25 protein-coding genes and 2 riboswitches are annotated in these 24,253 nt (G+C 64.5%); of the genes, 10 read left to right on the forward strand and 15 right to left on the reverse strand.

All coding sequences use genetic code 11. The annotated features are described in order from the left end of the window. The 3 genes from gcvH to RIdsm_RS18750 form a co-directional block, all read right to left on the reverse strand. Nucleotides 1-360, reverse strand: coding sequence for a glycine cleavage system protein GcvH (gcvH, locus tag RIdsm_RS18740; RefSeq protein WP_057819064.1), 360 nt, complete (start codon nucleotides 358-360; stop codon nucleotides 1-3). A 20-nt stretch (nucleotides 361-380) separates the two neighbouring features. Beyond that, nucleotides 381-1,505, reverse strand: a complete 1,125-nt coding sequence (gene gcvT, locus RIdsm_RS18745) for a glycine cleavage system aminomethyltransferase GcvT (protein WP_057819065.1) — start codon at nucleotides 1,503-1,505, stop codon at nucleotides 381-383. Between the two features lie 85 nt (nucleotides 1,506-1,590). Beyond that, a riboswitch (glycine riboswitch) is annotated at nucleotides 1,591-1,673 on the reverse strand. Beyond that, a riboswitch (glycine riboswitch) is annotated at nucleotides 1,674-1,761 on the reverse strand. A gap of 30 nt (nucleotides 1,762-1,791) precedes the next feature. Continuing rightward, a complete protein-coding gene (locus RIdsm_RS18750) occupies nucleotides 1,792-2,244 on the reverse strand; it encodes an RrF2 family transcriptional regulator (RefSeq protein WP_057819067.1) in 453 nt (150 codons plus the stop codon). A 61-nt stretch (nucleotides 2,245-2,305) separates the two neighbouring features. Here RIdsm_RS18750 and RIdsm_RS18755 point away from each other — a divergent pair, with 61 nt between their 5' ends. Further along, nucleotides 2,306-2,920 (forward strand): gamma-glutamylcyclotransferase family protein, encoded by a 615-nt coding sequence (locus RIdsm_RS18755; RefSeq protein ID WP_057819069.1) that lies wholly within the window; start codon nucleotides 2,306-2,308, stop codon nucleotides 2,918-2,920. A 36-nt stretch (nucleotides 2,921-2,956) separates the two neighbouring features. Further along, the gene (locus RIdsm_RS18760) at nucleotides 2,957-4,237 is read left to right on the forward strand and encodes a DUF2254 domain-containing protein (RefSeq protein WP_057819071.1); all 1,281 of its coding nucleotides are present in this window, start codon (nucleotides 2,957-2,959) and stop codon (nucleotides 4,235-4,237) included. Here RIdsm_RS18760 and gltX read toward each other — a convergent pair. Continuing rightward, nucleotides 4,221-5,546, reverse strand: a complete 1,326-nt coding sequence (gltX, locus tag RIdsm_RS18765; RefSeq protein ID WP_057819073.1) for a glutamate--tRNA ligase — start codon at nucleotides 5,544-5,546, stop codon at nucleotides 4,221-4,223. The two genes, RIdsm_RS18760 and gltX, sit on opposite strands and share 17 nt — an antisense overlap. A 59-nt stretch (nucleotides 5,547-5,605) precedes the next feature. Further along, nucleotides 5,606-6,940 (reverse strand): MFS transporter, encoded by a 1,335-nt coding sequence (locus tag RIdsm_RS18770; RefSeq protein ID WP_057819075.1) that lies wholly within the window; start codon nucleotides 6,938-6,940, stop codon nucleotides 5,606-5,608. Nucleotides 6,941-7,071: 131 nt separating this feature from the next. Between RIdsm_RS18770 and RIdsm_RS18775 the strand changes: the two genes are divergently transcribed. After that, nucleotides 7,072-7,467, forward strand: a complete 396-nt coding sequence (locus RIdsm_RS18775) for a metallopeptidase family protein (RefSeq protein WP_057819077.1) — start codon at nucleotides 7,072-7,074, stop codon at nucleotides 7,465-7,467. Nucleotides 7,468-7,503: 36 nt separating this feature from the next. Here RIdsm_RS18775 and RIdsm_RS18780 read toward each other — a convergent pair whose 3' ends face one another. Together RIdsm_RS18780 and RIdsm_RS18785 are read right to left on the reverse strand one after the other, a co-directional pair. After that, the gene (locus tag RIdsm_RS18780; protein WP_057819080.1) at nucleotides 7,504-7,944 is read right to left on the reverse strand and encodes a universal stress protein; all 441 of its coding nucleotides are present in this window, start codon (nucleotides 7,942-7,944) and stop codon (nucleotides 7,504-7,506) included. Nucleotides 7,945-8,010: 66 nt separating this feature from the next. Beyond that, nucleotides 8,011-9,669 (reverse strand): NAD+ synthase, encoded by a 1,659-nt coding sequence (locus tag RIdsm_RS18785; RefSeq protein ID WP_057819082.1) that lies wholly within the window; start codon nucleotides 9,667-9,669, stop codon nucleotides 8,011-8,013. 157 nt (nucleotides 9,670-9,826) lie between these two features. Here RIdsm_RS18785 and RIdsm_RS18790 point away from each other — a divergent pair, with 157 nt between their 5' ends. Further along, nucleotides 9,827-11,275 (forward strand): MORN repeat-containing protein, encoded by a 1,449-nt coding sequence (locus RIdsm_RS18790; RefSeq protein WP_057819084.1) that lies wholly within the window; start codon nucleotides 9,827-9,829, stop codon nucleotides 11,273-11,275. Between the two features lie 173 nt (nucleotides 11,276-11,448). Here RIdsm_RS18790 and RIdsm_RS18795 read toward each other — a convergent pair whose 3' ends face one another. Together RIdsm_RS18795 and RIdsm_RS18800 are read right to left on the reverse strand one after the other, a co-directional pair. Further along, nucleotides 11,449-12,975: a cryptochrome/photolyase family protein gene (locus tag RIdsm_RS18795; RefSeq protein ID WP_057819086.1), complete on the reverse strand. Its 1,527-nt coding sequence runs from the start codon at nucleotides 12,973-12,975 to the stop codon at nucleotides 11,449-11,451. Beyond that, nucleotides 12,969-13,634, reverse strand: coding sequence for an SDR family NAD(P)-dependent oxidoreductase (locus RIdsm_RS18800; RefSeq protein WP_057819088.1), 666 nt, complete (start codon nucleotides 13,632-13,634; stop codon nucleotides 12,969-12,971). The genes RIdsm_RS18795 and RIdsm_RS18800 overlap by 7 nt, the downstream gene beginning before the upstream one ends. 145 nt (nucleotides 13,635-13,779) lie before the next feature. On the opposite strand from RIdsm_RS18800, the gene RIdsm_RS18805 reads away from it, so the two are divergent. Together RIdsm_RS18805 and RIdsm_RS18810 are read left to right on the forward strand one after the other, a co-directional pair. Next, on the forward strand, nucleotides 13,780-14,190 hold the full coding sequence (locus RIdsm_RS18805; RefSeq protein ID WP_057819090.1) for a GFA family protein: 411 nt from the start codon (nucleotides 13,780-13,782) through the stop codon (nucleotides 14,188-14,190). 225 nt (nucleotides 14,191-14,415) lie between these two features. After that, nucleotides 14,416-15,981 carry a 2-isopropylmalate synthase gene (locus tag RIdsm_RS18810; RefSeq protein WP_057819092.1) on the forward strand — a complete coding sequence of 522 codons (1,566 nt, stop codon included), beginning with the start codon at nucleotides 14,416-14,418 and terminating at the stop codon, nucleotides 15,979-15,981. 89 nt (nucleotides 15,982-16,070) lie between these two features. Here RIdsm_RS18810 and RIdsm_RS30770 read toward each other — a convergent pair whose 3' ends face one another. From RIdsm_RS30770 to RIdsm_RS18830, 5 genes are all read right to left on the reverse strand, one after another. Next, on the reverse strand, nucleotides 16,071-16,199 hold the full coding sequence (locus RIdsm_RS30770; RefSeq protein ID WP_268874609.1) for a hypothetical protein: 129 nt from the start codon (nucleotides 16,197-16,199) through the stop codon (nucleotides 16,071-16,073). Beyond that, nucleotides 16,196-16,879 (reverse strand): hypothetical protein, encoded by a 684-nt coding sequence (locus RIdsm_RS18815; protein WP_057819094.1) that lies wholly within the window; start codon nucleotides 16,877-16,879, stop codon nucleotides 16,196-16,198. The genes RIdsm_RS30770 and RIdsm_RS18815 overlap by 4 nt, the downstream gene beginning before the upstream one ends. 111 nt (nucleotides 16,880-16,990) lie before the next feature. Next, nucleotides 16,991-17,752, reverse strand: coding sequence for an SDR family oxidoreductase (locus tag RIdsm_RS18820; protein ID WP_057819095.1), 762 nt, complete (start codon nucleotides 17,750-17,752; stop codon nucleotides 16,991-16,993). Between the two features lie 111 nt (nucleotides 17,753-17,863). Continuing rightward, the gene (locus tag RIdsm_RS18825) at nucleotides 17,864-18,352 is read right to left on the reverse strand and encodes an anthrone oxygenase family protein (protein WP_057819097.1); all 489 of its coding nucleotides are present in this window, start codon (nucleotides 18,350-18,352) and stop codon (nucleotides 17,864-17,866) included. A gap of 30 nt (nucleotides 18,353-18,382) precedes the next feature. Next, nucleotides 18,383-18,964: an NAD(P)H-dependent oxidoreductase gene (locus tag RIdsm_RS18830; protein WP_057819099.1), complete on the reverse strand. Its 582-nt coding sequence runs from the start codon at nucleotides 18,962-18,964 to the stop codon at nucleotides 18,383-18,385. Nucleotides 18,965-19,030: 66 nt separating this feature from the next. On the opposite strand from RIdsm_RS18830, the gene RIdsm_RS18835 reads away from it, so the two are divergent. Further along, complete coding sequence (locus RIdsm_RS18835; protein ID WP_057819101.1) at nucleotides 19,031-19,618, forward strand: TetR/AcrR family transcriptional regulator; 588 nt, start codon at nucleotides 19,031-19,033, stop codon at nucleotides 19,616-19,618. Nucleotides 19,619-19,713: 95 nt separating this feature from the next. Here RIdsm_RS18835 and RIdsm_RS18840 read toward each other — a convergent pair whose 3' ends face one another. Then, complete coding sequence (locus tag RIdsm_RS18840) at nucleotides 19,714-21,612, reverse strand: acyl-CoA synthetase (protein ID WP_057819103.1); 1,899 nt, start codon at nucleotides 21,610-21,612, stop codon at nucleotides 19,714-19,716. Between the two features lie 241 nt (nucleotides 21,613-21,853). On the opposite strand from RIdsm_RS18840, the gene RIdsm_RS18845 reads away from it, so the two are divergent. From RIdsm_RS18845 to RIdsm_RS18855, 3 genes are all read left to right on the forward strand, one after another. Beyond that, complete coding sequence (locus RIdsm_RS18845) at nucleotides 21,854-22,873, forward strand: extracellular solute-binding protein (protein ID WP_057819105.1); 1,020 nt, start codon at nucleotides 21,854-21,856, stop codon at nucleotides 22,871-22,873. A gap of 196 nt (nucleotides 22,874-23,069) precedes the next feature. After that, nucleotides 23,070-23,486, forward strand: coding sequence for an Hsp20/alpha crystallin family protein (locus RIdsm_RS18850; RefSeq protein WP_057819107.1), 417 nt, complete (start codon nucleotides 23,070-23,072; stop codon nucleotides 23,484-23,486). 206 nt (nucleotides 23,487-23,692) lie between these two features. Further along, nucleotides 23,693-24,250 (forward strand): hypothetical protein, encoded by a 558-nt coding sequence (locus RIdsm_RS18855; protein ID WP_057819109.1) that lies wholly within the window; start codon nucleotides 23,693-23,695, stop codon nucleotides 24,248-24,250. Nucleotides 24,251-24,253: the final 3 nt, after the last annotated feature.

A 24,253-nucleotide genomic window follows, 5' to 3' on the forward strand; every position in this document is an offset into this window, starting at 1 on the left:
TCAACTGATGAACTGCTGGTAGGCGGCCTCGTCCATCAGGTCGTCCATCTGGCTCGGGTCCGACGGCTTGATCTTGAAGAACCACGCGTCGCCCATCGGGTCTTCGTTCACCTTGCCCGGCTCGTCGACGATCGCGTCGTTCACTTCCGTGATCTCTCCATCGACCGGCGCCATGATGTCGGACGCCGCCTTGACGCTTTCGATCACCACGATCTCGTCATCCTTGCTGACGGTGGTGCCCTCCTCGGGCAACTCGATGAAGACGATATCGCCCAGCTCGTTGGCGGCATGTTCGGTGATGCCGACGACAACCTCGTCGCCTTCGGGCTTCAGCCATTCATGCTGTTCGGTGAATTTCATGTGGGTCTCCCTGGTTTGGATCAGCGTTTGAAATTGGCAGGTACAAAGGGCAGCTCGGCCACCCGCACCGGCAGGCGCTTGCCACGCACCTCGCCGAAGAGCCGGGCACCGGGGCGCGACAGCTCGGCGGGCACGTAGCCCATCGACACGGGCGCCCCCACCGTCGGGCCGAACGCGCCGGATGTCACGTGCCCGACGGGCTCGCCGCCCTCTTCATCGGCGAAAAGCTGCACGCCCTCGCGCATCGGCGCGCGCCCCTCGGGGGCAAGCCCCACGCGCAGCCGCGGCGTGCCCTCGTCGAGTTCGTTCAGAATGCGCTCGGCACCCGGAAAGCCGCCCGCCCGGTCGCCGCCCGACCGGCGCACCTTCTGGATGGCCCAGGCAAGGTTGCCCTCCACCGGGCTCGTCGCCTCGTCGATATCGTGGCCGTAAAGGCAAAGCCCGCCTTCCAGCCGCAAACTGTCCCGCGCGCCAAGCCCGATCGGCTCCACCGCGTCGTGCGCCAGCAAGTGCCGCGCCAGCGCCTCGGCATGGGTCGCGTGCACCGAAATCTCGTAGCCGTCCTCGCCGGTATAGCCCGAGCGCGACACCCACAATTCCCCGAAATCGGAATTGAAAATCCCGGTATCCATGAATTTCATGATGTCGCAGCCCGGCGCGACCGGCTCCAGCACCTCTTCCGCCGCTGGCCCCTGCAGCGCCAGAAGCGCGCGGTCCCGCTGCTCGGCCACCTCGACACCGTCGAGCCCGGCCTTCATATGCGCGATATCGGCCTCCTTGCAGGCCGCGTTGACCACCACCAGCATGTGATCGCCCCGGTTGGTCATCATCAGGTCGTCGAGAATGCCGCCGTCGTCATTGGTGAAGAACCCATACCGCTGCCGCTTCTCGCCCAAGGGCAGAAGGCTCACGGGCACCAGCCCCTCCATCGCCTGCGCCACCGGGCCATAGCCGCCCTCGTGCCGCAGAATCACCTGTCCCATGTGGCTGACATCGAACAGCCCGGCCTTTTCGCGGGTGTGAAGATGCTCCTTCATGACGCCAAGCTTGTACTGCACGGGCATCTCGTAGCCGGCAAAGGGCACCATCTTGGCCCCTAGCTCGACATGCAGGTCATATAGCGGCGTCTTGCCGAGATCGCTCATCCCGCACCTCTTTCGCTCTTCAAGGCCGGGTCATGCGGTGGATCGCATCCGGCACCGTTCCGGCACGCACTCCGCGCGCCCTTTCGATGCCCCCTCTGTCCTTCTGCCTGAGATCGCTATCCCTTCGGCGCCCCGGTCATCGGCCGGGATCTCTCCAGAGTTCACTTCAGATGCAAAACGGTCCCTGCGGCCTGAGAGTTTCCGGGGCGGTTGCTCCTTCGGCACCGGCTGTTGCCGGTTCTCCCGTTTCGATCTGGGTGTACGCTAGTATACGGGACGAGTCGTTTCAAGCCCGCTTCGCGCAAGCCTGCGGCATGAAGATATCGGCCAGCGCCACGTTCTCGCAAATCAGGTCATCCAGCGTCAGCTTGTCGAGATGCGCATAGAACGCCTCGGCCGCGTCCGCCATCGCCTCGCGCAACCGGCAGGCCTCGACCAGCGGGCAGGTGTTGTCGACATCGGCGAAACACTCGGCCAGCGGTGCCTGCGCCTCGAGGTCGCGAAACACGCCGCCCACATCGATCTGGTCCATCGCACGGGCCAGCGTGATGCCTCCGGACCGGCCCCGCTGCGTATGGAGGTAACCCAGCTGCGCCAGCCGGTTGATCACCTGCGCCAGGTGGCTCTCCGAGGTGTTGCACCGCTCGGCAATCTCCGCCTTCGTCACCAGCCTGTCGGCATGGACGCCGCAGAACATGAGGATGCGGAAAGCGATGTTCGTTCTCTTGGTGACGCGCATGACGGCGGTGTAACCCTTGCTTGATGTCGGGCGACAATGCAGGCACAAACACACCCGCACCATGACACAGATCAAAAGATACACGTCGGATAGAACTTCTGAGGCCGCGCCCCCCGAGGCGTATTTCTTCGGCTATGGCAGCCTCGTGAACCGCGAAACCCACCATTTCCAGAATGTCGAACTGGCGCGCCTGAGGGGCTGGCGCCGGGTCTGGCGGCACACCGTCATCCGCCCTGTCGCCTATCTCACCGTCATCCCCGACCCCACGGCCGAGATCGACGGCCTGATCGCGCCCGTGCCCGCGGCCGACTGGGCGGCGCTCGACGAACGCGAAGGCGCCTATGACCGCGTCGCCGCCCACGAACAGGTCACGCACACCCTCGCCCACCGCCCCGAGATTGCCGTCTACACCATCCCCGAAGGCAAACATGGCGCGCCGGATGAAACATGTCCGGCCCTGCTGAGTTATATAGACGTGGTCGTGCAGGGCTATCTGCGCGAATTCGGTGAAGCGGGCGTGAAACGGTTCTTCGACACGACAGACGGGTGGGAGGCCCCGGTGCTGGATGACCGGGCCGATCCGGTCTATCCGCGTCACCGGGTGCTCACCGCCGACGAACGCACCCTGGTCGATGACCTGCTGGCCGAAAGAAAGGTTCGCCTTTTGCCCGGCTAGGTGCCTAAGCTCCGACGACGGGAAAGGAAACGAGGGATGGCCAGATTCACGATCGTGTCGGGCAAGGCACTGAAGGTGCTGCGCTTCGTGCGCAAGCTTTGGGTGCGGGTCGCGCTGATCTCGCTTCTGGCGCTCGTCGCCTCGGGCCTGGCGATGACCATCGAGAGCATCCTGCCAGAATCCCTGCGCCAGCGCTTTTCGCCCGACGCCGTAATGCCGGTGCTCAAGATCCTCGCCTCGGGCATGCTGGCGGTCAGCACCTTCTCCCTCAACGTTATGGTCACGGCGCACCACGCCGCCGCCCAACAGGCCACGCCCCGCGCCCACCGCATCCTGCTGGCCGACCCGATCACCCACACGGCGCTGGCCACCTTCATCGGCGCCTTCGTCTATTCGCTCAGCTCGATCATCCTGCTGCAGGCGGGCCTTCATGCCGAGGATTCGGCGGTCATCCTGATGGGCGTCACCGTGCTCGTGGTGGTGCTGGTCATCCTCGCGATGCTCCGCTGGATCGACCACCTCAGCGACCTCGGCAGCATGGACGCCACGCTCAACACCACCGACACCGAGGCACGCACCAGCCTGATGACCACCCGCCACAGCCCGGCCCTGACCGCCACCCCGCTGACCGGCGACACGGTGATTCCGCCCGATGCCGACCCGCTCCCGGCGCCGCGCTCGGGCTATCTGCAAGTGATGAACCTGCCTTATATCGACGATTGCCTGCCCGGCGACGCCGCCCGCGTCTGGCTCAGCACCCCGCCCGGCACCTTCGTTCTGAAGGGGCAGACCGTGGGCTATATTTCGGGCCTTACAGACGCACAGATCGAACAGGTGCAGGGCGGCCTCACCATCGGCGAATTCCGCACCTTCGAGCAGGACGCCACCTATGGCCTGCTGGTCCTGTCCGAGATCGCCTCGCGCGCGCTCTCGCCGTCACTCAACGACCCGGGCACTGCAATCGACGTCGTCTCGCGGCAGGAACGGCTGCTCTGGGAATGGGGCACCACCAAGCGCAACGATGCGGCGCCGACCTATCCCCGCATCTTCGTCACCGAAGTCTCGCCGGAAAGCCTGATGGAGTTTGCCTTTGCCGGGGTCGCCCGCGACGGGGCCGGTTTCCTCGAGGTCCAGCGCCGCCTGCTCCACGCGCTCGACGCTCTTCAGGATGCCGGGAACGACCGCCTCGCCAGCGCAGCCCGCGACTGGGCAAAGCACACCTACGATTACGGGCAGTCCGCGTTGGCCATCGAATGGGAAAGAACCCAGATGGAAAAAACCTACAACACGGTCTTCGGCGCTAGCGCTTCGCCTTGATCGTCTGAAGCAGCGGCAGAACCTGGCTCATGTCCGGCCCGTGGCTCTGACCCGTCAGCGCCTTGCGGAGCGGCATGAAGAGCCCCTTGCCCTTGCGCCCGGTCTTCTCCTTCACCTCGGCCGTCCACTTGCCCCATGTGTCGCCGTCATAAGGGCCGTCAGGCAGCAGCGCCATCGCCTCGGCCACGAACTCGCGGTCCTCCTCGGCGATATCCGGCTCCGCCCCGTCGCGGAACATCACCCACCACGGGCCAAGGTCCTTCACGGTCGAGATATTCTCGCGCGTCACGTCCCAGAACCGCTCGGCCTGATCGTCCGGCACGCCCAGCGCGGCAATCTCGTCCTTCACGTCGGCGAAAGGCCGGTTGTGCAATATCCGCGCCGTCAGCGGGAACAGGTCATTCGCATCGAACTTCGTCGGCGCCGAGCCGAAGCGCGAGATATCGAACCCCTCGACGAGCTCGTCAACGCTTCCGCGAAGCTCCACCGGATCCGCCGAGCCCAGCCGCGCCATCAGCGACAAAAGCGCCATCGGCTCCACCCCCTGCGCCCGCAGATCGCGCAGCGCCAGCGTGCCCAGCCGTTTCGACAGCGACTCGCCCATCGGCCCGGTCAGCAGGGAATGGTGCGCGAATGACGGCACGTTGCCGCCCAGCGCCTGAATGATCTGGATCTGCGTCGCCGTGTTGGTGACGTGGTCCGACCCGCGCACCACGTGGGTCACGCCCATCTCCGTGTCATCCACGACCGACGCCAGCGTATACAGCACCTGCCCGTCTCCGCGGATCAGCACCGGGTCAGACACGCTGGCGGCGTCAATCGACACCGGCCCGAGAATGCCATCGTCCCACTCGATCCGCTCGTGATCGAGCTTGAACCGCCACACGCCATTGCCGCGCTCGGTGCGCAGCTTGTCTTTCTCCTCGTCCGACAGCGACAAAGCCGCCCGGTCATAGACCGGCGGCCGCCCCATGTTCAGCTGCTTCTTCCGCTTGAGGTCCAGCTCGGTCGGCGTCTCGAACGCCTCGTAGAACCGCCCCATCTCGCGCAGCCTTTCGGCAGCCTCCGCATACCGGTCCAGCCGCTGCGACTGCCGCTCGACCCGGTCCCATGTCAGGCCCAGCCATTCGAGGTCTTCCTTGATCGCGTCGACATACTCTTCCTTCGACCGCTCCGGGTCGGTGTCGTCGATCCGCAGGATGAAGGTGCCCCCGGCCTTGCGCGCGATCAGGAAATTCATCAGCGCGGTGCGCAGGTTGCCCACGTGGATGTAACCGGTGGGCGACGGGGCGAAACGGGTGGTGGTCATTGGTGCATGCTCCGGATGGTCGCAGCGGGCAATGTCACAGGTCGCGCGCTTTGTCCAGTTCACCCCTGCGTCGGCCACGCCCGATGCTCGTCATCGATGACGAAAACATGCGCGTGCCGCCTGTTTCCGTGATGCGCGCGCAGGTGCGGGTGATCCGGCGGCAGGTCCGGATGCTCGTGCTCCACCACCCGGCCCAGCCCCGCCGGCCACACCAGCCGCGCCGCCACCACACCCAGCAACGCCAGCCCGCCCAGCAGCGCCAGCGCCGCCCCCATGCCCAGCGCCTTGCCGGCCCAGCCCGCCAACGGATAAGTCACCAGCCACCCGGCATGGCTCAGCGCGAACTGCGCGGCAAAGACCGCCGGCCGGTCCTCCGCATGGGCCGAACTCCGCAACAGCCGCCCCGAGGGCGTCAGGATCGACGCGTAGCAGAACCCGATCACAGCCCAAAGCATCAGGAACACCCCCCAGCCCGGCAACCCGGCCATCGCAATCCAAGCGCCAAGACCCACGCAAACCGCCGCCGCCCCGGTCGCCCCCGACATCATCACCCGCCGGTCATTCCCCTGCTCCAGCAGCCGCGGCAGCATCAGCGCCGCCACCATCGACCCCGTCCCGAAGGCCGCCATGGCAATCGCCAGGTCCGACTCGCTCCCGCCCATCTGCCCGCGCACCAGCACCACCGTGTTCACCAGCACGAACGCCCCCGCCGAACAGGCCGCCAGGTTCAGCGCCAGCAACCCCCGCAACCGCGGCGTCGCCAGGTAGATCCGCGCCCCCCGCGTCAGCCTCTCGCGAAACGGCCGGGCGCCTGAGGCGGGGTCGAGCGCCGGCACCGCCGCCATCCCGATCAGCAGCGCCGACCCGGCAAACCCCACCGCCGTCCCGGCAAATAGCGCGCCATACCCTGTCACCGTCAGCAACAGCGCCGCCAGCGCCGGGCTCGTCAGGTTCTCCAGGTCATAGGCCAGCCGAGACAACGAAAGCGCCCGCGTATAGTCGCCCTCGTCCGGCAACAAATCCGGCAACGTGGCCTGATACGCCGGCGTGAAGGTGGCCGAGGCCGATTGCAGCACGAAGATCAGCCCGTAGATCTGCCACACTTCGCTCACGAACGGCAGGCACAGCGCGACGCCCACCCGCACAAGATCGGCCCCCACCAGCACCGGCTTGCGCGGCAGCTTCTGCGCCAACGCCTGCGCCACCGGCGACAGCACGACATAGCACACCATCTTGATCGTCAGCGCGACCCCCAGCACCACGCCCGCATCCGCCCCGGCCAGGTCATAGGCCAGCAAGCCCAGCGCCACGGTCATCAGCCCGGTGCCCAGCAGGGCGATCACCTGCGCCGAAAACAGCGCGGCATAGGTGCGGTTGGCGAACAGTCCCAGCATGCCTCAAACGATCTTTTCCGCGCTCGAAAGCGCCCACTCACCAGCAAATTAACGCGCGCCCGGCCCGCCTGTCACCCGTCCGCGCGACACGCCCCCTTTCATTCGGGCATTCCACCCCGCATATCAGGGGCATGACACGTCCCGGCCCCAGCCTTGAAAAGATCGAAGAGATGGCCCGCGCCGCCATCGAAAGCCTTCCCGAAGGCTTCCAGCCCGCCGCGAAGGACGTGGCTCTGCGCGTCGTCGACTGGCCCGAACGCTGGATGCTCGACGATCTCGGCATGACCGACCCGCTGGAGCTTACCGGCCTCTACGACGGCATCCCGATGACCGAGAAATCGGTCATCCACCAACCGCTCAGCCCCGACAGCGTCTGGCTCTTCCGCGAACCCATCCTCGCCGAATGGCACGACCGCGGCGACGTGGAGATCGAAGACCTCGTGGCCCATGTCACCATCCACGAATTCGCCCACCATTTCGGCTGGTCCGACGATGATATCGCTTCGATAGACAGGTGGTGGGAGTGAACCTCGAACGGCCAGCGCCCAGAGGGTTCGGCCGACCTAAATCACCGTCAGGCAGGCACACCTTGCCCCATGCGCCACCGCCTGGCTGACCGACCCCAGCACCAAAGCCTGCGCCGCCCCCACGCCGCGCCGCCCCATCACGATCAGGTCGGCATCGATGGCATCCGCCACCGCCAGCAGGTTCTCCGCCGCATCCCCGTGCCCGATATGGATTTCCGTGAACCGCACCCCCGCATGCGCCGCCCGCTCGGCCGCATCCAGCGCCACCCGGTCGGCCGCCTCGCGGTAATCCTCGTCCGTCGGCGCCCGCTCCAGCTGCGCCACGAACGACCCGATCACCACCGGCGGCACCTCGAGATACGGCGTATGGGAAAGATGCAGTTCCGACCCGAAGGCCTTCTTCATCTCCGCCGCCGCCTTCAACGCGTTCTTGGCATGGTCCGACCCGTCATAGGCCAGCAGGATTGTCTTGAACATCGGCGCACGCCTCCTTGCCCCCAATCTGACCCGGCCCAAGCAACAAGGCGTTGATCCCGATCAAGCTCAGCTCTCGTCGCGCCACCGGTTCACGATCGGATAGCGCCGGTCCAGCCAGAACGCCCGCTTCGACAGCCGTGTCCCCGGCGCCGACTGGAAGCGCTTGTATTCCGAAATGTAGAGCAGGTGCTCCACCTTCTTCGCGTCCTCGCGCGAATACCCGGCGGCCACGCAATCCGAAATCGACCCGTCCTGATCCACCAGGATATCCAGAATACCATCCAGCACCGGGTAATCGGGCAGCGAATCGCTGTCCTTCTGATCTTCCCGCAGCTCGGCCGTGGGCGGCTTGGTGATGATATTCTGCGGAATGACCTCACCCTCCGGCCCCTTCATCCACGGCCGGTGGTTGGCATTGCGCCAACGACAGGTGTCGAAGACCCGCGTCTTGTACATGTCCTTGATCGGGTTGTACCCGCCCGCCATGTCGCCATAAATCGTGGCATAACCCACCGCCACTTCCGACTTGTTGCCGGTGGTCAGCAGCATCTCCCCGAACTTGTTCGACATCGCCATCAGCAGCAGACCCCGAAGCCGCGACTGGATGTTCTCTTCCGTGAGATCCGGCTCCAGCCCCTCGAAAAGCGGGGCGAGCGTGTTGGTGATCGCCGCCCGACCCTCGGAAATCGGCACAAAATCATACCGGCAGCCCAGGTTCTCGGCCACCGCCTTGGCATCCTCCAGCGACGCCTCCGACGTGTACTCCGACGGCAGCATCACGCAGCGCACGTTCTCCGCCCCGAGCGCATCCACCGCCACGGTCGCCACGATCGCACTGTCGATCCCGCCGGACAGCCCCAGCAGCACCTTCTTGAACCCGGTCTTGCGCAGGTAATCCCGCAGCGACAGAACCATCGCGTGATAATCCTGCTCATGCCCGTCGGGGATATGCGCCAGCTCGCCCTTCTCGGCCCGCCAGCCCTCGTCGGTGCGCACGAAATCGACATGCGAAATCGCCTCTTCCATCAGCGGCATCTGCACCATCAGCTCACCGCCGGGGTTCAGCACGAACGTGCCCCCGTCGAACACCTGGTCATCCTGCGCCCCCACAAGGTTCAGGTAAACCAGCGGCAACCCCGTCTCGACCACCCGCGACACCATCAGGTTCAGCCGCGTATCCAGCTTGTCGCAGTAATAGGGCGAGCCGTTCGGCACGAGCAGAAACTCCGCCCCGGTCTCGGCCAGCGTTTCCGAGACATCCTCGTACCAGCTGTCCTCGCAGATCGGGCTGCCGATGCGCACGTCATCGACCACGTATGGCCCTCCCACGGGGCCGGAATCGTAGATTCGCACCTCGTCGAACACCGTTTCGTTGGGCAGGTGATGCTTCAGCACCTTCGCCGACGTCCGACCCTTCTTGAGAATGTAATAGGCGTTATACAGCCCCGCCCCTTCCAGCGCCGGGCCACCGATGGCCAATGCCGGGCCGTCGGCACAGTCCTGCGCCAGCTTCTCGATCTCGGCAATCGCGGCCTGGTGAAAGGCGGGCTTCATCACCAGGTCCTGCGTGTTGTAGCCGGTGATGAACATCTCCGGCAGGGCCACCATCTGGGCGCCCGCCTTGCGGCCCTCTTCCCACGCCTCGCGTGCCAGCGCGGCATTGCCGGCCAGATCGCCCACCGTCGCGTTCAGCTGTGCCAGTGTCAGGCGAAACCTGTCCGTCATGTCGCGCGCGCCCTTCGTTGCCGGTCGTTCCAGCCTGATTTAACAGATGACACCGCGAGGGAAAGGCGATTTGACCAAAACCCGTTGTCACCATGGGCCCCGTCCACTAGATTTAAGCCACCTGAAGGGGCGACAGGCCGGGGCAACAGAGGCAGACATGAGCAAAACGCTGACCAGATCACTTGTATTCGCAGTCGCCAGTGCCGCCAGCGCCGCTCTTGCGCAGGATGGCGAGGTGCAGACCAAGCAATACGAGGATGGCGGCATCTACGAGGGCACGTTCAAGGACGGGCTCCAGCATGGCACCGGCACCTATACCCTGCCCAACGGCTACGAATATTCCGGCGAATGGGTCGAAGGCGAGATCCGCGGTCAGGGCATCGCGCGCTTCCCCAACGGCTCGGTCTACGAAGGGCAGTTCGCCCGGGGCAAGCCCCACGGCGCAGGCAAGATCATTTTCTCCGACGGCGGCACCTACGAAGGGGAATGGCTCGACGGCAAGATCACCGGGCGCGGCGTGGCGGTCTATGCCAATGGCGTCAAGTATGACGGCGAATTCCGCAATGCCATGCACCACGGCCGCGGCCGGATGGAAAGCCCCGGCGGCTATGTCTACGACGGCGAATGGGTCGACGGCGTCAAGGAAGGCATGGCCAAGATCACCTATCCCGACGGCGCGGTCTACGAAGGCCAGGTCGTCAACGGCGCCCGCGAAGGCCAGGGCACCCTCTCGATGCCCGACGGGCTGATCTATGCGGGCCTCTGGAAAGACGGCCAGATCGACGGCGAAGGCAAGCTCACCCAACCCAACGGCGATGTCTACGAGGGCGACCTCGTCCGCGGCCGCCGCGAGGGCGAGGGGCGCGTCGTCTACAACAACGGCGATATCTACGAAGGCGAGTTCGCGGATGACCGCCGCCACGGCCAGGGCACCTTCACCGGCACCGACGGCTACCGCTACGAAGGCAACTGGGTGGCCGGCAAGATCTCCGGCCAGGGCACCGTCACCTATCCTGACGGCTCGGTCTACGTGGGCGAGTTCCGCGACGACCTCGCCAACGGCATGGGCAAGATCACCTATCCCGACGGCTCGACCTACGAGGGCGAGTGGACGGGCGGCGTGATCGACGGCACCGGCAAGGCCACCTACCCCAACGGGCTGGTCTACGAGGGCGAGTTCGAGAATGCCCGCAATCACGGCTACGGCGTCATGACCTATGCCGACGGCTACCGCTACGAGGGCGACTGGCAGGATGGCCAGCGCGACGGCGATGGCACCGCAACCTACCCCGATGGCACGGTCTACGAAGGCCAGTTCGCCGACGGCCAGCGCCATGGCCAGGGCAAGATCGTCATGCCCGATGGCTTCACCTATGAAGGCGACTGGCAGGAGGGCGAAATTTCCGGCCAGGGCGTCGCCACCTACACCAATGGCGACGTCTACGAAGGCACCTTCCTGCGCGGAAAACGCCAGGGCCAGGGCACGATGCGCTATGCCACGGGCGAAGAAGCCACCGGCGAATGGCAGGACGGCGCGCTGGCCGAGGCCTCCAACCAGACGCAATCGGGCGACGACACCGCGGAAGAAACCCAGTCCACCGAGTAACGCGTCTGATCCAGCGGCGCGCCTTGCGGCGCAACAGGTCAGTTTGCGTTCAGGCCACGCGGGCCTTGAGGGGCCAGCCCCTCAAACACCCCGGGATATTTCCGACCAAGAAGAAGCAAATGTGACCTACAGGCTTCTTCTGGCCCGAAATATCCCCGCCGGAGGCTCCCCACCTAGACCGGCTCGCCCGCGTCGAGCTTTTTCAGGAAAGCCTCCGCCTCCTTCAGCACCGTATCGCGCTTCGCCTCGTCCATCTTGTCCCATGTCCGGTACATCTGCCCCATCCGCGGGTTGCCCTTGAAACGCTCGCGATGCCGCACGAGGAAATGCCAGTAGAGCAGGTTGAAGGGGCAGGCCCCCTCTCCGGTTTTCGTCTTCACCGAGTAGGCGCAGCTGCCGCAGTAATCCGACATCCGGTCGATGTAATTGCCCGAGCTGACGTAGGGCTTCGACGCGATGATCCCACCATCGGCGAACTGGCTCATCCCCACCGTATTGGGCGCCTCGACCCATTCGAAGGCGTCGAAATAGACCGACAGGTACCATTCATGCACCTCTTTCGGGTCGACCCCCGCCAGCAGGGCGAAATTGCCTGTCACCATGAGCCGCTGGATGTGATGCGCATAGGCCTCGTCCCGCGTCTGCGCGACGGCATGTTCAAGGCAGGCCATTTTCGTTTCCGCCCCCCAGTAAAGCGGCGGCAGCTCTCGTGAATGCTCCAGACCGTTTCGACGGGCATAATCCGGCCCCTCTCGGAAATAGAGCCCACGCACATATTCCCGCCAGCCGATCACCTGCCGGATATAGCCTTCGGCCGAGTTGAGCGGCACCTTCCCGGCTTTCCATTCCTCTTCCACACGGGTGCAGATTTCCACAGGATCCAGCAAGCCGATGTTCAGATATGCGCTCAGAAGCGAATGATGCAGGTACTTGTCCCCAGCCAGCATCGCGTCCTGGTAGGGTCCGAATTCCGGCAGCAATTCCTTGGCGAAATGATCGAGCGCCCGAAGCGCCTGCCCCCGCGTGACGGCGAAATGAAACGGCCGCAGTGTTCCGAAATTCTCTCCGAACCGCGCCTCGACAAGGTCGAGCACCTCTTCCGTCATCTCGTCCGGCGTGAACTGCATCGGCTTCGACCGCAGCATGTCATCCGAGGCCGGCTTGCGGTTGTCGTGGTCGTAATTCCACTTGCCGCCCGCGGGCTTGTCGCCCTCCATCAGAAGGCCGGTCTTGCGGCGCATCTCTCGGTAGAAATACTCCATCCTGAGTTCCTTGCGCCCCTCGGCCCAGTCGTTGAACTCGTCGAGGCTCGCCACGAACCGGTCATCGGGCAGCACCGTCATCTTGAGCGGCGCGTTCTCCAGCGCCTCTTTCAGCCGCCATTCTCCCGGGCTGGTCGCGATCACCTCGCTGGTGTCGTGCTCCTGCCCCCGCCGCATCAACTCGCCCACGATGGATTTCGTGGCATCCGGATCATCCAGCCTCGTGTACGCAACCGTCCAGCCATCGTCCTCGAGATGCTTCGCGAAATGCCGCATCGCCGACAGCACCAGCGCGATCTTCTTGGGGTGATGCGGCACGTAAGACGTCTCGTCGCCTACCTCTGCCATCACCACCACGTCCTCGGACTTGTCCGCCGCCTTCAGCGCCGCCACCCCGTCCGACAACTGATCGCCCAGCACCAGCACCAGTTTCACCACGGCACAGGCTCCCCCTGCCAGTCAAAGAACTGCCCCGTATCCTTCGGCCCCAGCCCATCGATCACCGACAACAGGTTCGCCGCCGCCTCTTCCGGCGATACCGTCGGATGCCCCTTCGCGTATTCTGCCGTCAGTGCCGTCTCCACCGTGCCCGGGTGCAGCGCCACGCAGACCGCCCCCTTGTGCGTCCGCCCCAGCTCGATCGCCCCGGTATGGATCATCTGGTTCAGCGCCGCCTTGGCGGTCCGGTAGCTGTACCAGCCCCCGAACCCGTTATCCCCGATCGACCCGACCCGCGCCGAGAGCGCCGCAAAAACCGACCGGCCTTTGCGCGGCAACAACCGCACTGCGTGTTTCAACACCAAAGACGGCCCCACACAGTTCAGTCGGAACTGTTCCACCATCGCCTCCGCCTCCAGATGCTTCAACGATTTCTCCGGCCCCCGCCCGTTCAGTTCCAGCGCTCCGGTTGCCACGAACACCAGGTCATACGGTCCTTCCAAACCACCCATCGCCCGCTCGACCGACGCCTCATCGGTCACGTCCAACCCGTCGCCAGACCGCGACAGCCGCGTCACCGCCACCCCGCGCGCCTCAAGCGCCGCGCACAAAGCCGAGCCAATCCCGCCCGACGCCCCGATCACCAATGCCTTTTCCATGATGGCAGAGCTAAAGCCCGCCCGTCCGGTATCAAGCCGACCCCGCGGCATGGCGCCGTTTTCTTGAAAAGAAAACGCCCGGAATCTTTTCAAGATTCCGCCCCCGCCCGGTATAGACTGGCCCATGACACCAGGGAGGACTGACATGAAGATCACCGGCGCCTGCCATTGCGGCGACATCACCTACGAGGCCGAGCTCGACCCGGCCCGATTCGGCATCTGCCACTGCACCGATTGCCAGGTCACCTCGGCCTCTGCCTTCCGCACCATCGCCGTCGTGAAGCAGGCCGAGTTCCGCCTCCTCTCCGGCACGCCGAAGACCTACGTCAAGGAAGCCGAAAGCGGAAACCGCCGCGCACTGACCTTCTGTTCCACCTGCGGCGCCGGGCTCTGGGCCACGGATGAAAAGGGCGAAAGCGGCATCGTGAACCTGCGGGCCGGCACCATCACCGAGCGCCGCGACCTGACCCCGCGCTACGAAATCTGGTGCAGCTCCGCCATGCCATGGCTTGCCCGGTTCGACGGCACCGAACGGCATGACAAGGGCTTCACCTGACGCAACGTGCAATCCGGGGGTTTTCAAGCCCCCGCACCATGCCTATACTTCGCCCCATGACGAAGCAGGACCATATCATGCCGAAAGCAACCCGCCCCCGCGCGGCTTGCCTTTCCGTCCTGCTGCTCCTAAGCCGCCTCTGAGCGTGCCGTAGGCCGGCGCGACCGCTCAGAGGATGTGCCTTTCTCGCGCCACCAGGCTTAGGACAACGAAAAGAGACCAGACATGACAAACGCAGACAAAGATCGAGTCGTCATTTTCGACACGACCCTCCGCGACGGCGAACAATCCCCCGGCGCGACCATGACCCATGACGAAAAGCTCGAAATTGCCGGGCTGCTCGACGAAATGGGCGTCGACATCATCGAAGCGGGCTTCCCCATCGCCTCGGAAGGCGATTTCCGCGCGGTGAGCGAGATCGCCAAGAACTCGAAGAACTCGGTGATCTGCGGGCTGGCCCGCGCCAACACCAAGGATATCGACCGCTGCTGGGAGGCGATCCGTCATGCCGAACAGCCGCGCATCCACACCTTCATCGGCACCTCGCCGCTGCACCGCGCCATTCCGAACCTCACGCAGGACGAGATGGCCGAGCGCATCCATGAAACCGTGACCCACGCCCGCAACCTCTGCGACAACGTGCAATGGTCGCCGATGGATGCCACCCGCACCGAGTGGGATTACCTCGCCCGCGTGGTCGAGATCGCCATCAAGGCCGGCGCCACCACCATCAACATCCCCGATACCGTGGGCTACACCGCGCCCGTCGAATCCGCCGACCTGATCCGCCGGCTGATCAACGAAGTGCCGGGTGGCGACGAGGTGGTCTTTGCCACCCACTGCCATAACGACCTCGGCATGGCGACCGCCAACTCGCTGGCCGCCGTCGCGGGTGGCGCGCGGCAGATCGAATGCACCATCAACGGCCTCGGCGAACGCGCCGGCAACACCGCGCTGGAAGAGGTGGTGATGGCGCTCAAGGTGCGCAACGACATCATGCCGTATTACACCAATGTCGACAGCACCAAGATCATGCATATCAGCCGCCGTGTCGCCACGGTCTCGGGCTTCAACGTGCAGTATAACAAGGCCATCGTCGGCAAGAACGCCTTCGCGCACGAATCCGGTATCCACCAGGACGGCATGCTCAAGAACGCCGAGACGTTCGAGATCATGCGCCCCTCCGATGTGGGCCTTGCCGAGACCAACATCGTCATGGGCAAGCACTCGGGCCGTGCCGCGCTCCGCGCCAAGCTCAAGGATCTCGGGTTCGAGCTGGGCGCCAACCAGCTCGACGACGTGTTCTACCGCTTCAAGGATCTCGCCGACCGCAAGAAGGAGGTCTACGACGAAGACCTCGTCGCCCTCGTCGCCGCCGGAGAGGACGAGGCGAAAGACCGTCTCACCATCAAGTCCCTGCGCGTGGTCTGCGGCACCGGCGGCCCGGCCGAGGCCAAGCTGGTCATGCTCATCGACGGCGAGGAGAAGACGGTCACCCAATCGGGCGACGGCCCGGTCGACGCCACCTTCAAGGCGGTGCGCGACCTGCACCCCAACGACGCGCATCTCTCGCTCTACCAGGTGCACGCCGTGACCGAGGGCACCGACGCCCAGGCCACCGTCTCCGTCCGGCTCGAGGAAGAGGGCAACATCGCCACCGGCCAGTCGGCCGATACCGACACGGTGCTCGCCTCCGCCAAGGCCTATGTGAACGCGCTCAACCGCCTGCTCGTCCGCCGCGGCAAGACCGGCGAGGACAAGCGGGAAATCAGCTACAAGGACGTGTCGTAACGTCCTGAAGCGGAACCGGAAACGTCAAACGCCGTCAGCCCCGCTGGCGGCGTTTTTCCATGTCCTCCGATCATCTCCCCAACCCTCACTCAGGGTTTCGCACCGCCTTCATTCGCCGACGGCGTAATCGCACCCAAAAATGGACAATCGGTTTGAATGGAAGAAGCAGGGTTTTCACCGTTTTGAAGAACCAAGGATGCGCCGCGCACATCGTTCATCGCGCGAAGTCATCCGCCTCGCGTTCCAGCTCCGGCGCCTGCCCGCCTTCGACATGCCCGCACACATGGTGCCCCACCTCGTGATAGAAGGTATGCTCCGCCTCGATCCGCCGCCACCACCGCACCAAACCCCACGCCCGCCCGGTGGGCCAGGTCAGAACGATGGCCGACTCACAGATCCGATAGAGACCGACACAGTCCATCTCTCCCGACCACCCGATCACGTCGATCCGCGAGACGTCGCCAAGCTCCACACCCGGTGTCCGGCTCCACCGGGCGATATTCCCGGCAATCCGCTCCCGGTCCTCGATATCCTCCGCCACGAATACCGGCGTGCCATCCGACAGCCGCAGCACCGGTGCGGCATCGCCCATCTTCGCCATGAAATCCACGACCTGCCGGTGCCGATCACGCAACCGCGACGCTCTCAGCCGCCCGATCTCTGCCCGAAAGGCAGGCACATCAAGCTCATGAAGCAACGACAGAAGCACGCCCAGATACAGGTACGACGGCCCCTTCGGCCGCTCGCCCCACGCAACCGAGTCGAGCTTCGCCCGAACATGCGGCACGGCCTCCGGCCCGGCATCGACCAGGCGCCGCCAGGCGTCACGGCGGATCACGGTGTCGCCGGTGGCCACGCCCTGAAGAAGGCGGACGACCGCGCGCTCGACATCACTCATTGCCATGATAGATCGACATGGGCCCTGCCTTTCATGCCTGTATTTCTACAGCAATCCGCCCATAGGCCAAAGCCGGCACAGACCGTGCCGACTTCTTTTTCCGACCTGCCCTCACATCTTGCAGATCGAGTTGCCCCCATCCGCCAGCATGGCCGAGCCGGTCACAAAGCTCGCCATGTCCGACAGCAGGAACAGCGCCGCATCGGCAATCTCACTCGGCTCCGCCATCCGCTTGAGGGCATGCAGCCCGGCAATGAAGGCCTGCGTCTCCGGGTTCGTCGCCGCATCCATCGAAATCGCCGTCAGCGTGCCGCCGGGCATCAGCACGTTCGCCCTGATCCCTTCCGCGCCATATTCCGCCGCAACCGCCTGCATAAGCCCCACAAGCCCCGCCTTAGACGCGGCATAGGCCCCCATTCCGGGCAGGGTCGCGGTGTGCCCGATGAACGATCCGGTAAATACCAGCGATCCCCCACCCCGCGCCCGAAGTGCCGGGATCTGCGCCCGCGCGGCGTGATACCCCGAGGTCAGATTGGTCGCCAGCACCTCGGCCCACTCCTCCGGCCCGGTCGCCTCCACCATTTCCCCGCTCCCGAGAATGCCGGCATTGTTGAACGCCCCGTCCAGCCCGCCGAACCGCTCTTTCGCCACCTCGACCAATTCCTCGGCATAGCCCGCATCCTTGACGTCTCCCGGAACCGCCACAGCCGCCGCGTTCGACCGGGTGATCTGCCCGGCAACCGCCTCCAGCGCATCCCTCCGCCTCGCCCCCAGCACCAGCTTGGCCCCCTGCTCCGCAAACTTCAGCGCCGCCGCTGCGCCGATCCCGCTCGACGCACCGGTGACGATGATGACCTTATCCTTCAGCAACATGGGTAAACTCCTTTTCAGATGTCGCAGGCGCGACCATCGCCGCCCCCGCAAACGCGCTCGACCCGGATCATGCGCAGGCATGACCCGGATCCTGCGCTTTCCGAAAAGCCCTCAAGCGTAAACCGCACACCCCACCAGCAGCGCCGCCGCCGACAGCGCCGAGGCCGCGGTGCGCACATGGTTCCACCGGGTCCAGGTCACCGCGTAATGCGCCCAATAAGCTTCCGTCTCCGGCCCATCGACCGCCAATGCATCCAGCCGCCGGTTCATCGGCACGTTGCCGAAAAGCGTCACCAGGAACGTGCCCAGCACGTAGACCGCCCCGCTCGCGATGAACCACCCCTGCGCCGGCCCGCCAAGGGCAAACCACGCATAGGCCATCACCCCAAGCGACACAGGTGCCAGCGCGATCAGCGAAAAGACAAAGGCCGACGACAGCACCTCGCGGTTGATCTGCTGCATCGCCTCGATCCCCGCCCGGGGCGAGCTGACCCTGAGCGACCGCATGATGAAATCGGAAAACCCGAGGAAGACGCCGGATACCAGCGCCATGATCAGCGCAACCGACCCGAAAGTGATGAGGGTAATGGTTTCAGACATTTCAATAACTCCTTGATGTGAGGGAATATTTCAGGCCGCGGACCGGCCCATTTCATGCGCGCTGTCCAACCAGCGCGCGATCTTCTCCGGCGCGGCCAGCTTGACCGACCCGAACTGTTTCAGCCGCCGCATCCGGATGCCGCAGAACCCAAGAACCTGGTTCTTCAACACCCGCCGCCCCGGCTTGCGGTACAAAAGCGTGTCCAGCAAAGGCGGCGTGTCGGAGGTGATGACCGCGTCCGCCGTCCGCCCGGTCAGAAGCTTGTCCCACCCCATGCCGCGCCGGTGATACTTGAAGCCAAAGCCCGAGGTCAGCGCCCGGTCCAGCACCGCCTTGGCCCGAGTCGGCATCGCGCCCCACCAATAGGGATGCACGATCAGCAGGTGATCGGCCCAGGCCACCCCCTCCTGCCAGGCCAGCAGGTCCGGCTCCAGTTCCGGCGCGTCCGGCCCATACCCTTCGAACGCCTCGTCGAACCGCATGTCGGCCAGGTCCATCCGCCGCACCTCGGCGCCCTTGCCTTCCGCCCCCTGCTGGTAGGCATCCGCCAGCGCCGCACACAGCGAGCCCGCCTTCGGATGTGCCACCCAGATGAAAATCTTCCGTGCCATATTGGGTCTCCTCTTGACTTGACACTGTGTAAATTGACACGGTGTAAATAGACAGGAGTTTACATTGTGTCAAGCGAGAAGAATCCAACCCGCACCCGCATCCTGAAAGCCGCGTGGGAGTTGCTCGAATCGAACCCCGGCGTCGCCGCCCGCATGTCGGATATCGCGAAGAAGGCCGGGGTCAGCCGACAGGCGCTCTACCTGCATTTCCCCAACCGGACGGAACTGTTCGTTGCCACGACGAAATACATGGACGAGGTCTATTGCGTGCAGGACAGCCTCGCCGACAGCCGCGCCGCCACCACCGGCGAGGCCCGGCTGGAGGCCTACATCACCGCGTGGTCGGCCTACGTGCCGAAGATATTCGGCATCGCCAAGACGCTGATCGTGATGGCCGAGACAGACGAAGACGCCGCCCGCGCCTGGGCCGAACGGATGCAGGACATGCGCGAGGGATGCGAGGCGGCGGTGGCCGCCCTCGCCCGCGACGGCGCGCTGTCATCGGACCATTCGGAAACAGAGGCGACCGACCTGCTCTGGACCCTGATGAGCCTCCAGACATGGGAGTCGCTGGTGGTCAAATGCGGCTGGGATCAGGCGCGCTACAAGGCCACGGTGCTGTCATTGGCACGCAAGGCGCTCGTGGAGAGGTAGCCGGGGGCTCTGCCCCCAACGTTGAAATCCCGAGGGATTTCAACGCCTCCCCCGGGATATTTAAGGCCAGAAGAAGCGCAGGCAGGTGCCCGGTCTCAGGCGGTTTCCTTTTCCGCCCAGGCCCAGGGCCGCGTGAACCGGCCGAGAACCTCGTTCAGTTTCGCCTCGTCCACATCGCCGGTCTTCTCGATCTGCGCGACGAGACCCTGCTTCTTGGAATCGATCACCTTGACCACGCGGGCATTCAGCCCTTCCTTCTCCAACTCGGCATTGTAAATGCGCGTGATCGCCGATTTCCGCAGGTCGGGCTTGAACACCTTGCCCACCGCCGTCTTGGGCAATTCAGGCATGACCTCGATGTATTTCGGCTGCGCGGCGCGTTCGTGGACATGCACCTTGCAGTATTCCACCAGTTCCTCGCCGGTGACGCTGCCACCCTCGACCAATTCGACATAGGCGCAGGGCATCTCGCCCGTATACCCATCCGGCTGGCCGATCGCGCCGGCCATCGCCACCTCGGCATGGGCCATCAGCGCCTCCTCGATCTCGGCCGGGTCGATATTGTGCCCGCCACGAATGATCAGGTCCTTGGCGCGGCCGGTGATCCAGAGATAGCCGTCGCCGTCGATCCGGCCCAGGTCGCCGGTGCGCAGGTACGTCTCGTGATAGTAGAGTTTCTCGTTCTTGGTCGGGTCGGTATAGGTGTTGCCGGGGAAAACACCCGGGTTCGAGATACAGATCTCGCCCACCTCGTCGGTCGCGGCCTCGACCGGGTCCTCGCCCTCGCTGGCCTTGTAGATGCGCACATCCGTATAGGGCAGCGGGCAGCCGACCGAGCCCACCTTCTTCTCGCCCGTGGGCGGGTTCACGGCCACGAGGCACGTGGCCTCGGTCAGGCCATACCCCTCGATCACCGCCATGCCGGTCGCCGATTCGAACCGCTTGAACAGTTCCAGCGGCATCGGCGCCGAGCCGGAAAACGCGTTCTTCACCGTCGAGAGATCCGCATCCACCTTCCGCTGCATCAGCGCCGAGACAGCGGTCGGCACGGTGATCACGAAGGTGATCTTCCACCGCTCGCAAAGCTTCCAGAAATTGTCGAACACCCCGTCCCCGCGATAGCCCGCGGGCGTCGGAAACACCACATGCGCCCCCGACTTGATCATCGCCATCAGGATCACATGCGTCGCGAAGACGTGGAACAGCGGCAGCGGGCACATGATGTTGTCTTCCTCGGAAAACAGCAACTGATCGCCCAACCAGCCGTTATAGATCATCCCCGAATAGCGGTGCTGCGCCACCTTGGGCATGCCCGTCGTGCCGCCGGTGTGGAAATAGGCCCCCACCCGGTCGCCCTGTGCATCGGGGAAATCGAGCGTCTTGTTCTGCCGCTTCGCCTCGGCCACGAAATCCTTGATGTCGGCATGGTGCTTGCCGGTCACCTTGGGCCGCAGGAAGGGCACGATCCAGCTCTTCGGCGGGCTGAGATAGCTGTTCAGGTCGATCTCGAGGATCGTGTGCACATGCGTGGCGTGCCGCACCGCCTCGGCCGTCTTCTGGGCGATGTCCGTCTTCGGGAACGACTTGAGCGTCACCACCACCTTGGCATTCGTCTCGCGCAGGATGGCGCCAATGTTCTCGGGCTCAAGCAGCGGGTTGATCGGGCTCGCGATACCGGCCACCATCGCGCCGACCATGGCCGTGGCCGTCTCAAGACAGTTGGGCAGGATCAGCGCCACAACGTCGCCTTCCTCGACCTTCAGCGAGCGGAACAGGTTCGCGGCCTGGCACACCTGGTCGTGGAACTGCTGCCATGTCAGCGTCTGCGCCGGGTCGGTCGCGCCCGAGAAAAGCTGGTAGCTGATCGCCGGACGATCGGGAAACGCCTCGGCGACGTTCTTCAACATCGCATAGAGCGTCTCGGGCCGGTCCCGCTCGGTCCACGGCATTTCATTCTGAATATCCAGCACATCCTGGCGCGTGGCAAAGCCCATGCCTTCTCCTCCCTTCGCGGCGGCCTCCGTTGATCTCCTGACCCCCGCCGTTTCTTACCCGTCAGGATAACATGAGTATCTTCGCGCCAAGTCGCAAGTTTTACGCTGCGTTTCGGGCCCTCAGGGCGGCCGGGCCCTAAGCGCACCGCGGCCGACGCGAACCGAATCCTCTTGACTATTTTGGTCAGAAACCTCAGGAAAAACCTATTATTTCAGTCGGAATAAGAGAGGACCGATCCGAATGACCAGCCTTACCCGCAGCGTCACTGCCGCTGCCGCCATCATGGCCCTCGCCGCACCTGCCCTCGCGCAGGAGGTGAACATCTATTCCAGCCGTCACTACGATTCCGACGACGTGCTGTTCGACACCTTCACCGACGAGACCGGCATCTCCGTCAACCGCATCGAGGCCGATGCCGACGAGATCATCGCCCGGCTCGAGGCCGAAGGCGACAACAGCCCGGCCGACATCTTCCTGGCCGTCGACGTGGGCCGCATGGAACGCGCAGAAGAGGCCGGCGTTCTGGCGCCGTTCTCTTCCGACGTCATCGAGGAACGCATCCCCGAGCACTTCCAGCACCCCGACAACCTCTGGTTCGGCGTCTCGCAACGCGCGCGCATCATCTTCTACGCCAAGGACCGGGTGGAAAACCCGCCGGTGACCTACGAGGCGCTGGCCGAGCCGGAATGGAAGGGCAAGATCTGCATCCGCTCCTCCTCCAACGTCTACAACCAGTCGCTGCTGGCCTCGATCATCGAGGTGCACGGCGAAGAGGGCGCCCGTGACTGGGCCGCCGGCATCGTCGAGAACATGGCCCGCGCGCCCCAGGGCGGCGACACCGATCAGCTCCGCGGCCTCATCTCGGGCGAATGCGACGTGGCCGTCGCCAACCACTATTACTTCCTGCGCGGCTTCGGCGGCGACGTCAGCGGCCTGTCGGAAGAGATCGACAGCATCGGCTGGGTCTGGCCCAACCAGGACGACCGCGGCGCACACGTCAACCTCGCCACCGCCTCGATGACAGCGGCAGCGCCTCACCCGGAAAACGCGGTCAAGTTCCTCGAATTCCTGACCAGCGACTTCGCCCAGACCCATTTCGCCTCGCAGAACAACGAGTACCCGGCGGTCGAAAGCGCCCCGGGCGTCGAGGCGACCGACCGGCTGGGTGACTTCAAGGCAGACGACACCACGCCGACGGCTGCGTTCAGCCGCAACGCCAAGGCGGCCCAGACCATCTTCAACGAGGTCGGCTGGGACTGACCTGCCTAAGATTGGACAAACCAAACCCCCGCCGTATCATCCGGCGGGGGTTTCTATTTGAGACGCCGCCAGGCACCAGAGCTGAACCGAGACCGAAGACCGCCGCGCCAGCCCCCACCCTGATTAACCCGCGGCAATGCCCACCACCCCGACTCGCCCCATACTCCCGCTCGCCTTACAGCACAGGAGCTTTGACATGGTCGAGAAATCCCACACCGCGGGCCTCTGGCCCACCTTCTACGAACCCTTCCGCCACCTCGGCACCCGCATGGCCGACTGGCTTTCCCCCGCCTCCGACGCCAAGTCCGATGAAAACGCCTACCGCATCACCATGGAACTGCCCGGCGTCGAGGAGAAGGATATCGACGTCTCGGTTCACGAGGGCGTCGTCACCGTGAAAGGCGAGAAATCGGCCGAGCGCGAGGACAAGGGCGACACCTGGTTCTTCTCCGAACGCCAATACGGCGCCTTCAGCCGCACCTTCCGCCTGCCGGCCGATGCCGATGGCGACAAGATCGCGGCCGACCTCAAGGATGGCGTCCTGACGCTCAGCGTGCCGAAAGCCTCGCCCAAGGTGGCCGAAGCGAAGAAGGTGAAGATCACCAAGGCCTGACCGCCTCAGCCCGGAAAATCTCGAGTTTCCTCCAGCCCCGCCCTCCGGTCCGGAACCGGTGGGCGGCCAGCGGGCATGGCTTGGGTGAAAGTCGACCAGAGCATTGACCTACAGCCGTTGCCTTGCTCAATTCGCTTTCACGACAAGAACTCTGATGGTCAGCCGAAACACGACCGCAAAAATCGAAATAGCCCTACAGGGACACCATGCGCGACATTGACTGGTCAGAGGATTACTATCCGCTGGAACGCTTCGCGACCGGCCCCGCGGCCCCCAACGGGGATATCGCAATCCTACGCGCGGGTTTTGACCTTTTCACCAAGCAGAAAGAAGAAAGACTTCGAAAGCTGGCGGCTCTCGTCGGAAAATACGACGGCGTCACGCTCGATCATTCAGATGGGTCGCTGATGGACCTGAACAGGTTCTTCGCGGAGCGTTTGGAACAACTTCCGGTCCATCACCAGATTTCTTTCGAATGGGCCGAAGTGTGTTTGGACACGAGTATATACATTGGGGAAACTGCTATTCTAAGGCGCCCTCAACTTGGATGGGCGATCCTGGAGGAAGAAGATCCGATCCACCCCTATTTTCACGAGATTGGCTTAAGCAGCGGCACCTTACAGGTGCCGATCTTCTCGCTCGTCTTCACCTATGCGCGGAACATTCTGGATCGGTACGTCGCTTCGCCAGAGCTATATACACATCAGTTTCTCCAGATGATCCGGGACCTGAACGGGTACCTGCCTGAAGTCAGATACAACTAGACG

Source organism: Roseovarius indicus, assembly GCF_008728195.1.
Classification (GTDB): Bacteria; Pseudomonadota; Alphaproteobacteria; order Rhodobacterales; family Rhodobacteraceae; genus Roseovarius; species Roseovarius indicus.

Bases quoted from the DNA above. Each gene is read 5' to 3' on its own strand.
- gcvH (WP_057819064.1), bottom strand. From the start codon at position 360: ATGAAATTCACCGAACAGCATGAATGGCTGAAGCCCGAAGGCGACGAG.
- gcvT (WP_057819065.1), bottom strand. From the start codon at position 1,505: ATGAGCGATCTCGGCAAGACGCCGCTATATGACCTGCATGTCGAGCTA.
- RIdsm_RS18750 (WP_057819067.1), bottom strand. From the start codon at position 2,244: ATGCGCGTCACCAAGAGAACGAACATCGCTTTCCGCATCCTCATGTTC.
- RIdsm_RS18755 (WP_057819069.1), top strand. From the start codon at position 2,306: ATGACACAGATCAAAAGATACACGTCGGATAGAACTTCTGAGGCCGCG.
- RIdsm_RS18760 (WP_057819071.1), top strand. From the start codon at position 2,957: ATGGCCAGATTCACGATCGTGTCGGGCAAGGCACTGAAGGTGCTGCGC.
- gltX (WP_057819073.1), bottom strand. From the start codon at position 5,546: ATGACCACCACCCGTTTCGCCCCGTCGCCCACCGGTTACATCCACGTG.
- RIdsm_RS18770 (WP_057819075.1), bottom strand. From the start codon at position 6,940: ATGCTGGGACTGTTCGCCAACCGCACCTATGCCGCGCTGTTTTCGGCG.
- RIdsm_RS18775 (WP_057819077.1), top strand. From the start codon at position 7,072: ATGACACGTCCCGGCCCCAGCCTTGAAAAGATCGAAGAGATGGCCCGC.
- RIdsm_RS18780 (WP_057819080.1), bottom strand. From the start codon at position 7,944: ATGTTCAAGACAATCCTGCTGGCCTATGACGGGTCGGACCATGCCAAG.
- RIdsm_RS18785 (WP_057819082.1), bottom strand. From the start codon at position 9,669: ATGACGGACAGGTTTCGCCTGACACTGGCACAGCTGAACGCGACGGTG.
- RIdsm_RS18790 (WP_057819084.1), top strand. From the start codon at position 9,827: ATGAGCAAAACGCTGACCAGATCACTTGTATTCGCAGTCGCCAGTGCC.
- RIdsm_RS18800 (WP_057819088.1), bottom strand. From the start codon at position 13,634: ATGGAAAAGGCATTGGTGATCGGGGCGTCGGGCGGGATTGGCTCGGCT.
- RIdsm_RS18805 (WP_057819090.1), top strand. From the start codon at position 13,780: ATGAAGATCACCGGCGCCTGCCATTGCGGCGACATCACCTACGAGGCC.
- RIdsm_RS18810 (WP_057819092.1), top strand. From the start codon at position 14,416: ATGACAAACGCAGACAAAGATCGAGTCGTCATTTTCGACACGACCCTC.
- RIdsm_RS30770 (WP_268874609.1), bottom strand. From the start codon at position 16,199: ATGAACGATGTGCGCGGCGCATCCTTGGTTCTTCAAAACGGTGAAAAC.
- RIdsm_RS18815 (WP_057819094.1), bottom strand. From the start codon at position 16,879: ATGAGTGATGTCGAGCGCGCGGTCGTCCGCCTTCTTCAGGGCGTGGCC.
- RIdsm_RS18820 (WP_057819095.1), bottom strand. From the start codon at position 17,752: ATGTTGCTGAAGGATAAGGTCATCATCGTCACCGGTGCGTCGAGCGGG.
- RIdsm_RS18825 (WP_057819097.1), bottom strand. From the start codon at position 18,352: ATGTCTGAAACCATTACCCTCATCACTTTCGGGTCGGTTGCGCTGATC.
- RIdsm_RS18830 (WP_057819099.1), bottom strand. From the start codon at position 18,964: ATGGCACGGAAGATTTTCATCTGGGTGGCACATCCGAAGGCGGGCTCG.
- RIdsm_RS18840 (WP_057819103.1), bottom strand. From the start codon at position 21,612: ATGGGCTTTGCCACGCGCCAGGATGTGCTGGATATTCAGAATGAAATG.
- RIdsm_RS18845 (WP_057819105.1), top strand. From the start codon at position 21,854: ATGACCAGCCTTACCCGCAGCGTCACTGCCGCTGCCGCCATCATGGCC.
- RIdsm_RS18850 (WP_057819107.1), top strand. From the start codon at position 23,070: ATGGTCGAGAAATCCCACACCGCGGGCCTCTGGCCCACCTTCTACGAA.
- RIdsm_RS18855 (WP_057819109.1), top strand. From the start codon at position 23,693: ATGCGCGACATTGACTGGTCAGAGGATTACTATCCGCTGGAACGCTTC.